At 72.0% G+C, this 12,384-nt stretch carries 9 protein-coding genes; 2 read left to right on the top strand and 7 right to left on the bottom strand.

Annotation, left to right across the window (positions count from 1 at the left end):
• Positions 1-7: 7 nt before the first annotated feature.
• The 5 genes from ADL34_RS32780 to proB form a co-directional block, all read right to left on the bottom strand.
• Positions 8-1,090 carry a hypothetical protein gene (locus ADL34_RS32780; protein ID WP_062669956.1) on the bottom strand — a complete coding sequence of 361 codons (1,083 nt, stop codon included), beginning with the start codon at positions 1,088-1,090 and terminating at the stop codon, positions 8-10.
• Between the two features lie 134 nt (positions 1,091-1,224).
• Positions 1,225-1,821: a hypothetical protein gene (locus ADL34_RS32775; RefSeq protein WP_062669954.1), complete on the bottom strand. Its 597-nt coding sequence runs from the start codon at positions 1,819-1,821 to the stop codon at positions 1,225-1,227.
• A 161-nt stretch (positions 1,822-1,982) separates the two neighbouring features.
• On the bottom strand, positions 1,983-3,269 hold the full coding sequence (locus tag ADL34_RS32770; protein ID WP_062669952.1) for a glutamate-5-semialdehyde dehydrogenase: 1,287 nt from the start codon (positions 3,267-3,269) through the stop codon (positions 1,983-1,985).
• 93 nt (positions 3,270-3,362) lie between these two features.
• Positions 3,363-3,818, bottom strand: a complete 456-nt coding sequence (locus ADL34_RS32765) for a hypothetical protein (RefSeq protein WP_062669951.1) — start codon at positions 3,816-3,818, stop codon at positions 3,363-3,365.
• A 215-nt stretch (positions 3,819-4,033) separates the two neighbouring features.
• Complete coding sequence (gene proB, locus ADL34_RS32760; protein ID WP_062669949.1) at positions 4,034-5,140, bottom strand: glutamate 5-kinase; 1,107 nt, start codon at positions 5,138-5,140, stop codon at positions 4,034-4,036.
• 211 nt (positions 5,141-5,351) lie between these two features.
• Here proB and ADL34_RS32755 point away from each other — a divergent pair, with 211 nt between their 5' ends.
• Both ADL34_RS32755 and ADL34_RS32750 read left to right on the top strand, forming a co-directional pair.
• A complete protein-coding gene (locus ADL34_RS32755; protein ID WP_062669947.1) occupies positions 5,352-6,752 on the top strand; it encodes a polysaccharide pyruvyl transferase family protein in 1,401 nt (466 codons plus the stop codon).
• Between the two features lie 116 nt (positions 6,753-6,868).
• A complete protein-coding gene (locus tag ADL34_RS32750) occupies positions 6,869-8,911 on the top strand; it encodes a hypothetical protein (protein ID WP_062669983.1) in 2,043 nt (680 codons plus the stop codon).
• On the opposite strand, the gene ADL34_RS32745 is transcribed toward ADL34_RS32750, so the two are convergent.
• Both ADL34_RS32745 and ADL34_RS32740 read right to left on the bottom strand, forming a co-directional pair.
• Positions 8,883-10,097, bottom strand: coding sequence for a glycosyltransferase family 2 protein (locus ADL34_RS32745; RefSeq protein ID WP_400090311.1), 1,215 nt, complete (start codon positions 10,095-10,097; stop codon positions 8,883-8,885). The two genes, ADL34_RS32750 and ADL34_RS32745, sit on opposite strands and share 29 nt — an antisense overlap.
• Before the next feature lie 234 nt (positions 10,098-10,331).
• Complete coding sequence (locus ADL34_RS32740; protein ID WP_062669945.1) at positions 10,332-12,371, bottom strand: hypothetical protein; 2,040 nt, start codon at positions 12,369-12,371, stop codon at positions 10,332-10,334.
• Positions 12,372-12,384 lie beyond the last annotated feature (13 nt).

Genomic DNA, 12,384 nt, shown 5'->3' with positions numbered 1-12,384 from the left:
GTACGGCTCAGACCTTCGGCTGGGACCCCGGCGCCAGCGAGCCGCACAGGGCCGTCGCCCCGCCGGTGGCGTAGGGGTCGGTCCCGGCCGGTCCGCCCTCCTTGGCGGTCTGGCCGGCCAGGAGCGGGTGCAGCCGGTTCACGGAGTCCTCGGCGCAGGACAGCGGTCCGGCCTGGACGTAGGAGACGACCAGCTGGGCCTGGTGCAGCCGCAGGTCCTCGCGGTCGAACCGGAAGTGCAGCTCCCGCCGCAGGGTGAACAGCGAGGCGTCGGCCTTCCGTCCGCCGGTGGCCTCGCGCACGGGGCGCAGGGCGTAGACGAAGGTGTGGTCGGCGGTGACCTCCAGCGTGGCGGCGTCGGTCTCGGCCGCCTGGAGGGTGCCCTGCACCCGGATGCCGCGGTCGGCGAGCTCCGCCTGGGTGGGGTCGAAGCGCACCAGCCATCCGGTCGGCGCGTGCCGGCCGTCCGGGGCGGGGTGGCTGAAGCTCCGGTCGAACTGGTCGAGCTGGTCGGGGTCGAGGAGCATCCGCACCGGGCGGGTCTGGTCGCCGGTCAGCACCTCGGGGTAGAGGGCGGACCGCACGATGTAGTCCTTGGCGATCGTCAGCGCGCCCGTGACCTGGCTGTCCGAGAAGTGCGCGGTGCGCCGGGCGGCCGGCAGCGGGATGCCCTCGGCGCCGATGCGGAACTGCGCGGCGGGGCTGCGCGCGTACAGCAGGTCGGTGTCGTCCGCTCCGGGCACCTCGCCGCGAGGGGAGAGCGGGATGACGGTCATGCGCAGCGGCTCGGCGGGCGGCCCGGAGCCGTCCGGGGCCTGGTAGGGATGCCGTACGCCCATGTAGATCGCGGTGCCGAAGGCGACGGCCATCAGCAGGACGAGGATCAGGGCCTGCCGGGACAGTCCCTTGCGCAGCGGCGGGAGGCGGCGGACGGCGGGTGCGTGGTCGGTGATGCGCTCCTGGGCGGAGAACTCCTGGAGGCGGGCAGCCCGCACGAACGATTCGTCGAAGACGACGGACCGGTATTCGTCCTCGCCACCTCCGGGGCCGCCTTCGGGTGTCCCCTCAGGTGGGTCTCCTGACCCTCCCATATCTTCAGGGTAGGTCGCGCGGAGCCCGGGTAAACGCCCGCCCACAGGACAACTTCTGACAGGTACTCATCGGATTCGGCCGGTCGGCCGAAAGGGGGCGGTCCCCCCTTCGTCCGGGGTCCGAGCCCCTTCCGTCAGGGGGTGCGCGGGATCGCCGAGACGGTCGGCCGGGAGTAGTCGGCGGAGGCCGAGGGCACCGGTCCGCCGCCCTGCTCCAGTCCGGTGGTGGCCGGGACCGGCGCCTGGTCGCCGCTGCTGGAGGAAGCGCCCCGGTAGACGGCGGCGAAGGCCAGCGCGACCATGCCGACGCCCATCACGACGGCGAGGACCCAGGCGACCGGGCGATGCCAGCGGACCTGCTTGCCGAACGCCCCGGAGCCGCCGTAGCCGTCCTCGAGGCGGTCGCGGTCGTCCAGGTCGTCGAAGTCAGGGGCGTGGCCGAAGCCGGTGAGCTCGCCGTAGGCCTTGTCGAAGCGGTCGCCGCGGCCCAGCGCCCTGCGGGCCTCCGCCTCGGAGGCCTCGGCTCTCGCCTGCGCGGCGGCCAGGAGGCGCTCCACGGCGGTGGGCTCGTGCACCACGGCCGCGCGTACGAAGGCCTCGTCGAAGACCACGGAGGCGAACTCTTCGTCCGGCACCCCGTGGTCGTGGTCGTCGTCGGGCTCCCAGCCGTCAGGGAACGGCGTGCCCCCCACGTCCTCCGGCACGGATCCAGCGTAGACCTGGGGGGTCATTTTGGGCAGACGGTATGGAAATTCATCCGCCTGCTGAGACGCCTTCCCGGGGCGCGGATGCGTGCGGGGGCGCGTGTCGGACGCATATGCCCCGGCTGTGCGCCGGGCGCCCCCGAGGATCTTCGCGGGCGCCCGGCGGCCGGGTGGGAGAGGGCCCCGGATCAGCGTCGGATGTGCCCGTCACCTGTGACGATGTACTTCGTGCTGGTCAGCTCGGGCAGTCCCATCGGACCGCGTGCGTGCAGCTTCTGGGTGGAGATGCCGATCTCCGCGCCGAAGCCGAACTGACCGCCGTCGGTGAACCGGGTGGAGGCGTTCACCGCGACCGTGGTGGAGTCCACCAGCTGGGTGAAGCGGCGGGCGGCCTGCTGCGAGGTGGTGACGATGGCCTCGGTGTGGCCGGAGGTCCACAGGCGGATGTGCTCGACCGCCCGCTCCAGCGAGTCCACGACCGCTGCGGCGATGTCGTAGGAGAGGTACTCGGTCTCCCAGTCCTCCGCGGTCGCCTCGACGACGGTGGCCTTGGAGTCCTTGGCGTACGCCATCACCCTGTCGTCGGCGTGCACGGTCACCCCGGCCTCCGCGAGGGCGTCCAGGGCGCGCGGCAGGAACTCGGGTGCGATGTCCTGGTGGACGAGGAGGGTCTCGGCGGCGTTGCAGACACTGACGCGCTGGGCCTTGGAGTTGATCAGGATGTCGATGGCCATGTCGAGGTCGGCGTGGGCGTCGACGTAGACGTGGCAGTTGCCGGTACCGGTCTCGATCACCGGGACGGTGGATTCGGCGACGACCGTCTGGATCAGTGAGGCACCGCCGCGCGGGATCAGCACGTCGACCAGGCCGCGGGCCCGCATCAGCTCGCGCACGCTCTCCCGGCTCTCGCCCGGCACCAGCTGCACGGCGTCGGCGGGCAGCCCGGCGCCGCCGACGGCGTCCCGGATCACCCGGACCAGCGCGGAGTTCGACTCGTACGCGGAGGCCGAGCCGCGCAGCAGCACGGCGTTGCCGGACTTGAGGCAGAGGGCGGCGGCGTCCACGGTGACGTTCGGGCGGGCCTCGTAGATGATCCCGACGACACCCAGCGGGACGCGGACCTGGCGCAGGTCGATGCCGTTGGGCAGGGTCGAGCCGCGGACGACCTCGCCGACCGGGTCGGGCAGCGCGACGACGTCCCGCACGTCGGAGGCGATGGCCCGGACCCGCTCGGGGGTGAGGGTGAGCCGGTCGACGATCGACTCACTGGTGCCGGCCTCGCGGGCCTTGGCGATGTCCTTGGCGTTCGCCTCGACGATCTCGCTGGTGCGGACCTCCAGGGCGTCCGCGATGGCCAGCAGCGCGTCGTCCTTCTCGGCCCGCGGCAGGGGGGCCAGGTCGGCCGCGGCGGCCTTGGCGCGATAGGCGGCCTGGGTGACCGGGGTCATGGCGTCGTACGGGGAGAGCGAGGTCATACAAGAAAGGGTAGTGCGCCCGCCGCGCGGTTCCCGCGCGTATTCCGCACCGCGAGACGGGCCCGCGGGACGCGTCCGCGGGCCGGGCGGCGGTCAGAACGGGTGGACGCCCACCGGTGTGGCCGGCAGCGGCCCGTACCCCTCGGCGATGCGCTGGTGGTACGTCTCCCGGTCGATGACCTCGAGACCCACGATCTCCCACGGCGGCAGGCCCGCGCTCTGGCGGTGCTCGCCCCACAGGCGCAGGGCGACGGCGGCCGCGTCGTGCAGGTCGCGGGCCTCCTCCCAGTAGCGGATCTCCGCGTGGTCGTTCGCGTACCGGCTGGTCAGCAGAAAGGGGTGGTCGTGGGCCAGCTGTTCGAGCGAGCGGCGGACGTCCTTCAGCGGGGCCTCCGTACCGGAGACGCTGAGGGTGACGTGCCACAGGCGGGGCAGTTCCTCGGGCCGCTCGAACCGGTCGCCGGCCGCGACGCTCGTCAAGGCGCGCTCCTCACCGGCCGCGCGGGACGAGGCCCCACCGGCACTGCGGGGCGCCGTTCCAGGGCGCACTCGTCTCACGACGGCCTCCTTCACGCAGTGACCGACCGGACGGTCGGCGGAATGTGTCCGTGAGACAAAGTTGAGCAGGCCGCAAGGGCCCGCGGGGCGGTTTTGCGGAACGTCCACCTCATGACGACGTTCGCAACGGGGTGTTCCCCCTGTTTTCGGCCGTCCGGCGCGGCGGCGGGGCGTGCGGGACGGCCAACAGACGGAACACGGCCCTCCTAGGACGTCAGCAGCACCAGGTCGTCGCGGTGGACGACCTCCCGCTCGTACTCGGCGCCCAGTTCCCGTGCCAGTTCGCGAGTGGAGCGGCCGAGCAGCTGGGGGATCTCCTTGGCGTCGAAGTTGACGAGGCCGCGGGCGACGGCGCGCCCGGTGCGGTCGCGCAGCTCGACCGGGTCGCCCGCGCTGAACTCCCCCTCCACGGCGGCGATTCCGGCCGGCAGCAGCGACGTGCGGCGCTCGACGACCGCGCGGACCGCGCCGTCGTCCAGGGTCAGCGAGCCCTGCGGGGTGGAGGCGTGCTGGAGCCAGAGCAGACGGTCGGCGGAGCGCTTGCCGGTGGCGTGGAAGTACGTGCCGGTGTCGCCGCCGGAGAGCGCCTCGGCGGCGTGGACCGCGCTGGTGAGGACGACGGGGATGCCGGCGGCGGCGGCGATGCGGGCCGCCTCGACCTTGGTGACCATGCCGCCGGTGCCGACGCCGGCCTTGCCCGCGCTGCCGATCTCGACGTCGGCGAGGTCCTGCGGGCCGTGCACCTCCGCTATCCGCGAGGTCCCGGGCCTGCTGGGGTCTCCGTCGTACACGCCGTCCACGTCGGACAGGAGCACCAGCAGGTCGGCGTGGACGAGATGGGCGACGAGAGCGGCGAGCCGGTCGTTGTCGCCGAAGCGGATCTCGTCCGTGGCGACGGTGTCGTTCTCGTTGACGATCGGGAAGGCGCCCATCGCCAGCAGCTTGTCGAGGGTGCGCGAGGCGTTGCGGTGGTGGGCGCGGCGGCTCATGTCGTCGCTGGTGAGCAGCACCTGCCCGACGCGGACGCCGTAGCGCGCGAACGAGGCGGTGTAGCGGGCGACGAGCAGGCCCTGGCCGACGCTGGCGGCGGCCTGCTGCCGGGCCAGGTCACGGGGGCGGCGGCGCAGCCCCAGCGGGGCGAGACCGGCGGCGATGGCGCCGGAGGAGACGAGGACGATCTCCCGCTCCCCGCCGCTGCGGCTCTTGGCGAGGACGTCCACCAGCGCGTCCACCCGGTCGGCGTCCAGGCCGCCGGACGCGGTGGTCAGCGACGACGAGCCCACCTTGACGACGATCCTGCGGGCCTCGCGCACGCCCTGCCTTGCCCCTGCCACCTCTGCTCTTTTCCCTCGTGTCCGCCGTTTCCCCTTCCGGCAATCTACGCGAAGGGGATCGTGCGGCGCGCGGGCATTCCAGCTCCCGGACAGGGCCGGGGGTAACCGCTTGCTCACGACCCGCGTACGGGGAAAAGGTTGCGTCGGTTGCCTATGGAAATCAAAGTTGCGGCAAATCTAGGGTGACGTCGTGTCACAAGCTCCCCAGGATCATCGCAGCACACGGCGCCTTCTCCTCCGTTCGGGCAAGAGTCCGTACGACGTCGTCTCCGTCGAGGAGGCGCTCGAACAGGACGTCATCGCCACCAACTCCGGCAACCTGATCTTCAGCGACGCCACCCACAAGATCCTCGAGACCCCGCGCACGGAGGTCGTCTCCAACGGCATCCGCACGGACGTCTCGGCGGCGGGCAGGATCAACGAGGAGTTCGACGCCTTCGTCATTCCACTGGCGAACGCGTTCCGACCGTCGTTCGAGCCGCAGCTCAAGCGGCTGACGCGGCTGGTCGAGAAGCTGCGCATCCCCGTGGTCGTGGTCGGCGTCGGGGCGCAGGCCGGGCTCGGCTACAACGCGGCACGGCTGAAGGGCATCGAGCCGGCCGTGCGCGCGTTCGTCTCCGCCGTGCTGGACCGCAGCGCCTCGATCGGCGTGCGCGGCGAGTTCACCGAGAAGTACCTCAACGGCCTCGGCTTCCGGGACGTCGAGGTCATCGGCTGCCCGTCGCTGTTCCTGTACGGCAAGGAACTCACGGTCACCAAGAAGGAGCCGGCCCTCGGCCCCGGCTCCCGGATCGCCGTCAACGGCTCGCACAGCGCCGTGAAGTCGCAGGGCCTGGACACGGTGCTGAACCGGGCGCACGCCCGCTATCCGCACCTGCGCTTCATCGGGCAGAACCTCAGCGACGCCCGGCAGCTGTACTGGCGGGACCTGTCCGACCCGAACGGGCGGGTCACGGCGATGCCGACGCATCCCGAGCACCCGATGTACCGGGAGGACAAGGTCCGCGTCTACATCGACCCGGTCACCTGGATCGACGACCTGCGCGGCTTCGACTTCTCCTTCGGCTCCCGCATCCACGGCAACATCGCCGCGCTGCTCGCCGGCACCCCGGCGACCGTGCTGTGCGGGGACTCGCGGACGCTGGAGCTGTGCCGGTACTTCGGCATACCGCACCACCGGATCGACAAGCTGCCCGAGGACCTCGACCCGGCGTCGCTGTACGAGCAGGCCGACTTCGGCCCGCTGATGAGCGGGCACCACGAGCGCTTCGAGCGGTTCACGGCGTTCCTGGACCGCAACGGCCTGGAGAACACCTTCACCCACGGCGACGGCGGCGCCGCCTTCGACGAGCGGATGCGGTCGCTCACCTTCCCGGCGGGCATCCGCCCCTGGAACGAGTTCGACCTCGCGTCGATGGCGGGCCGGTTCGCCTTCCTGCAGCGCCGGGTCGGTGAACTCGCCAAGGACAACGAGCGGTTGCGGCGCGACCTGGACCGGGCCACGCCCGGCGGCGGCGCGCTCCCCAAGTCGGTCTACCGGCGGGCGCGGCGAGTGGTCGGCGCCCCCATCCGCCGGGCGCTGCAGCGGTAGGCACCCCGCGGCACCACGGTCACTCCAGGCGTCCGGCGACGCGAGCGTGTCGTCTCCGGGCCACCGAGCGTTGAACCGGACGCACGACGTCCCGCGCCGACCTTGGAGTGACCGCGTTGCCCGCACCCCTGTCCCGCGTCCCGGCGGGAGCACTCGTCACGGCCCTGCTGGCCGCCGCCTTCTGCGTCCAGGCCGGCGCGGCGCTGCGCCCGCACGTCCCGCTGCTGCTCGCCGCGACGGCGGTCTCCCTGGCCGTCGAGGGCGTGCTGCTGCGCTGGCAGCGGGTCGTGCTGACGGCGTTCGCCAAGTCGCACGCGGACATCACCGTGCGGCACGTCCTGCGGGACCTGCTGCTCGTCGTGGCCCTGCTGCGGCTCGGCGAGCAGCAGGAGCCGCTGTACACCCCGCTCGTCGGGGGCCTGCTCGCCTTCTACGCCCTGCACTGCGCGATCCAGGCCGTGTCCGTCCTGGTCCGCCGCACTCGCACGCTGCCGGTCGTCACCCGCAACATCGACGCCTCGGCGCTGCGCCTGTCCCCCGCGCCTCCACTGCTGCTGCGCCGCCCCGGCCCCCGGCTCCTGCTGTTCGGGCTGCCCGCCACGGTGGGCCTGCTCGTCACTGCGGCCACCGGCGACCCCCGGTGCGCGGCCCTCGGTGTCGCCCTGTCCCTGGGGCTGGCCGTCCTGGGCCTGGCCGACCTGCTGCTGCGGCTGCTGCCGAGCCGCCGCCCGGTCGGTGAGCGGGCGGCGCTGGAGTGGCTGGACGCCTGGCTGGCGGAGTACCGGCCGACGGCGGGGCTGTACTTCTCCGGCGGCGCGTCCTCGGCCTACCAGGCGAACATGTGGCTCGAGCCGCTCGCGAAGCTGGAGGGGCGGCCCCTGATCGTGTTGCGCGAGCGGTTCATGGTGCAGAAGATCGCGCCGACCGACGTCCCGATCCTGTGCCTGCCGAAGGTGTCCACGCTGATGCGCCTGGAGGAGTCGTCGCTCCAGGTCCTCATCCACCCCTCGAACTCCGGGAAGACCTCGCAGGTCCTGCGCATCCCCACGCTGAAGCACACCTTCGTCAACCACGGGGAGAGCGACAAGCTGTCGTCGTGCAACCCGTACGCGAAGGCGTACGACGAGGTGTGGGTGGCCGGTCCGGCGGCGCGTGAACGGTACGCGTACGCCGAGGTCGGCGTCGAGGACAAGGACGTCGTGGAGATCGGCCGCCCGCAGCTGGACGGCGTCCTGCCGTACCAGGGGCCGCCCGCCGGGCCGTGGACGACCGTCCTGTACGCGCCGACCTGGGAGGGCTGGGACGGCAACCCGGCCAACACCTCGGTGATCGAGGCGGGCGAGAACGTGGTGCGGGCGCTGCTCGCCGACCCCGCGGTGCGGGTGCTGTACAAGCCGCATCCGCTCACCGGTTCGGTGGACCCGCGGGCCGGGGCGGCCGACCAGCGCATCCGTGACCTGATCCGGGCGGCGAACCGTGAGCGCGCCGTGCCCCGCACCCGCGACACCGGTGAACTCGCCGCGCTGACCGGGGAGCTGGACCGGCTGACCACGCTCGCCGGGCGGCCCGGCGCCGACCAGGTCGAGCGGATGCTGGTCCAGTCGGCGCCGGAGCCGGGGCGGGCGGAGGCGGTGGCGCGGGCCACGGCCGCCTGGGAGGAGGCGTACTGGGCGTCACTGCCCGAGGGCGAGCACCAGATCGTCCTCGACGCCCGGCCCACCCTGTACTCCTGCTTCAATCAGGCGGACCTGCTGATCAGCGATGTGTCGAGTGTGATCAGCGAGTTCCTGGTCAGCGGGAAGCCGTACGCGGTGGCCAACACCAGCGGACTGGCGGAGGACGTGTTCCGCAAGACCTTCCCGACCGTGCGGGCGGCGACCGTGCTCAGCCCGGACGCGGCCGGGGTGCCCGCCCTGCTCGACGCGGTGCGCCACCCCGGCAAGGACGAACTGGTCCAGGAGCGCGCCGAGTTGAAGCGGCACCTGCTGGGACCGGACGAGCCTGCGGCGCAGGAGCGCTTCAACCGGGCGGTCCAGGAGCTGTGTTCGGCCGCCCTGGCGCACCGGGCGCGGATGACGGAGCGGACGGCGGCGGAGGCTCCCACCGAGATCCCCGACCAGCGGCGGTCCGCTACACCGCCGCAGCGCGCCCACCCGTAGCGGCGGCGGATCTCAGCATCCGCCGCGCCTTGCGCGCCGCTCTCCTCAGCAGCGAGCCCGCGCCGCCCTCCCGGTATCCGGGGTAGGCGCGGGCCTCGCGCGGTTCCGCGAGGTACACGGAGTCGGGGATGCCGGCCGCGGCGTCGCGGAAGTGCGGGTAGGCGAGGTAGAGGCGGCGGCCGCCGCGTTCCAGGAGGGCCGCCGGCTGCTCCTTGTCCTTGAGGAACTTCGCCACGGGCACCAGGAGTTCGGGCTGTTGCTCGGCCACGAGGTGCAGCCGCAGCCTCTCCTCGACCTTGAGCCGGCGGGCGATGCCGGGGGTCCAGTAGGCGTCCATGAGGGGCTTCGCCAGTTCGAGTTTGCGCCGGCGGACCTTCTCACTGTCCTTGGCGAACCGGGGCCCGAACTGCGGGAGCAGGGTGACCACTAAGGGGCGGGTCATGAGCAGGTCGCGGTGCTCGCCCGCCGGTACGTGCTCGGCTATCAGGTGCATCAGGGCGCGCGCCGAGTCGAAGCGCAGCTCGTAACCGCCGCTCTTCGTCACGTGCTTGCCGTCGTCGCGGCCCACCAGGTAGTAGCAGGTGTAGTCGGCGATCACGGAGACCCCGTCCGCCCGCAGGTACGCCTCCATGGTGAACAGTGCGTCCTCGCCGGTCCACAGCGACTCGTCGAAGCGCATGCCGTGCCGGGTCAGCAGCTCGCGGCGGAACAGCTTCTGGGCGCTCAGGGTGTACCGGATGTTGGACGAGAAGACGTCGGTACGATCGAGCGTCCGGCCCCACATCGACTTGGGCGCACCGCGGTTGACGCCCTCGATCCGGCCGAGCACCACGTCGGTGCCGTTGCGGTCGGCCATCGCGACCATGCGTTCCAGCGCCTCGGGACCGAGCCGGTCGTCGGCGTCCAGGAAGAACACATAGCGTCCGGTGGCCTTCCCCAGGCCGACGTTGCGCGGGCCGCTCGGGCCTCCCGAGTTCTCCTGCCTGATCACGGTCACCGGCATGGCCGACCGGGCCGCGAACTCCTCCAGGTACTCCCCCGTACCGTCCGTCGAACCGTCGTCGACGGTGATGACCTCGATGCGCCCCTGGTCGATGGTCTGTGCCTCGACCGACGCGAGGCACTCGACCAGATACGGCATCGCTTCGTACGCCCCGATGATCACTGACACATCAGGCTGCGGCACGTTTCCCCCTCGTCAATGGCATATTTCCCCCGTATCGCCTCATTCGCTACCTACTAGACGGGCGGTCGATGCGACAGGTTGCCTCCGGGGCGGGTTTTGGTGAGTCAGATCACAACCCGAAGGCGGATCGGGAAATCAGCCGACGGGAAAAGTAAGAAGTTCAAAAGAAAAGGCGCGGCCCCCGAGGAATGATTTCCTCGGGGGCCGCGCCGCGTTTCCGCGTTTCCGCGCCGGCTAGGCCGTCACATCGTCCCCGGCCGCCGCGACCCGCTGTGCGGGTACGGCCGCCGTGCGCGACTCCTGGCCCACGTTGCGGGTCTCGGCCTTGATGCCGAGGTCCGCCACGGCCGCGTTGAACTGCTCGATGGACGTCGGCTCGTCCGGGCCCAGCAGGTAGCGCTTCAGCTCGGTGCGGTCGGCGGCCAGCGGGTCGGCGGACGGGTCGCGGACCGCGTCCAGCAGCTCGCCCAGCGGCTCCGCCCGGTTCGACAGGATCGTCGCGGCGCGCACGGCCGTGTTCTGCCGCTTGAACTCCTCCACGCCCAGCTCGGCGGAGTCCGTGACGGCGTACGGCTTGCCGCTGGCGATGAAGTCGGAGACGACGCTGGAGATGTCGGAGACCATCGCGTCGGAGACGTTGAAGCAGTCGTACAGGCGTGGCTCGGCGCCCGTGATCACGCGGTGCTCGTGGGCCGGGAAGGAGCGCCAGTAGGCGTCGTTCCACTCGGCGCGCAGCCGGGCGACCTCCTCGTGGCGGGCCGGGTCGAGCAGTCCGTCGCGGGTGGCCTCGGCCTCGTCGCCGCTGGTGCCGGCCTTGCCGGACAGCTCGGCCAGCCGCGCCTCGATCCGGGTCAGCTCGGCCTTGGCGGCGGCCTGCGCGGCCGCGTCGGCGGGGAAGCGCGGGTCGGCCGCGCGCTCGGCGGCGGCCTTCTCGACCAGGGCGGTGATCCGCTGGTGCGCGGCGCCGGCCTCCTTGTTGACGGTGCCGGTGAAGGGGTGCGGCTTGTACAGCACGCGGACCGGCGGGTCGGCGGCGACGAGCTTGCGGACGATGGTCTCGCCGGCGAGCACGATCGAGGTGTTGCCGGGGTTGCCGTCCCAGCCCTCCCAGGTGGGGGCGTACAGCACGGTCGGGATACGGCCCTCGGGGACGCCCTGCCAGGTCTGGATGGGGGCGAGCTGCGGGCGGCCGACCTCCACTATGTCCTCGTCGCGGACGCCCACGTCGGCTATGGCGTAGCGGTCGCGGCCCGCGCGGCCGGCGGTCCACACCTCGTCGTACGCCTTGCTGAACGGGTTGACGCTGGCCAGCTTGTCGCTGTCGCCGTGGCCGATGAAGACGTGCTTCATGGTGGGCACGCGCAGCAGGTGGATGTTCTTGCCGACGTTCGCGGCGTACAGGGCGACCCGCACGGTGCTCAGGTCGAGGTTCATCAGGTGCACACCGCCGGGCACGCAGACGACGGGGACCGTGGTGGGGGCCAGGTTCGCCAGGATGGCGCGCTCGCGCAGGATGATCAGCGGCTTGGAGTCCAGCTGCTCCATGGTCTCCAGCCACATGTTGACCTGGTACGCGGAGTCCTTGGAGCCGGAGAAGTACAGCACCGTCTCGGGCCGGTAGGCGCGCAGCCAGTCGTCCACGGCGGCCAGGACCAGCTCGGCCTTCGGCGGGACCTTCCGGCCGCGCACGTACGGCATGAGCGCGAGGACGTAGAGCAGGCCGAGGCCCACCGTGACGCCGATGCCGACGAAGCCGATGGCGGAGTGCTCCAGCCAGGCGGAGACGATGATGCCGACGACGGCCGCGAGGTCGAGGTGCAGCATCTTCTCGGCGGAGCGGTGCAGCAGCCGGCGCGGCGGGGCGTCCGGGATGCGGATGCGCGAGGCGAGGTCGACGTTGCGGGTGGCGACCGGCATCCGGCGCCGGTTGCGGATCAGGGTGACCAGCGCGCCGTGCGGGGCCTGGAGGCCGTAGAAGGCGATGAAGCAGGCGACCGCGCCGTAGTAGACCAGGTTGTCCGCCAGGCTGAGGCGGGCGAGCAGCAGGAGCAGCAGCAGCTCCCTGATCAGGAAGCGGATCGACAGACCGGCCCGGACCTTGCTGAGGCGGTTGACCAGGTAGCTGCCCTTGCGGTGCAGATAGTGGTCCGCCAGGTACGTCACGGCGGCCGCCGCCGCGAAGGCGGGAATGCTCGGGACGAGCGCGGCCAGCATGAGTGCCGGGAATCCCAGCATCATGAGGACCGCCGCGGCCAGCTCGGCCGCACTGCCCACCCGGGCGACGCGA

This window comes from Streptomyces sp. NRRL WC-3605, assembly GCF_001509795.1.
GTDB classification, from domain to species: Bacteria; Actinomycetota; Actinomycetes; order Streptomycetales; family Streptomycetaceae; genus Streptomyces; species Streptomyces viridochromogenes.
Note: the sequence above shows the minus strand (reverse complement) of the source record. Positions and strands in the feature narration are given on the sequence as shown.

Excerpts from the sequence above, each read along its gene's own strand:
- ADL34_RS32775 (WP_062669954.1), bottom strand. The coding sequence starts at position 1,821 with ATGACCCCCCAGGTCTACGCTGGATCCGTGCCGGAGGACGTGGGGGGC.
- ADL34_RS32770 (WP_062669952.1), bottom strand. The coding sequence starts at position 3,269 with ATGACCTCGCTCTCCCCGTACGACGCCATGACCCCGGTCACCCAGGCC.
- ADL34_RS32780 (WP_062669956.1), bottom strand. The coding sequence starts at position 1,090 with ATGGGAGGGTCAGGAGACCCACCTGAGGGGACACCCGAAGGCGGCCCC.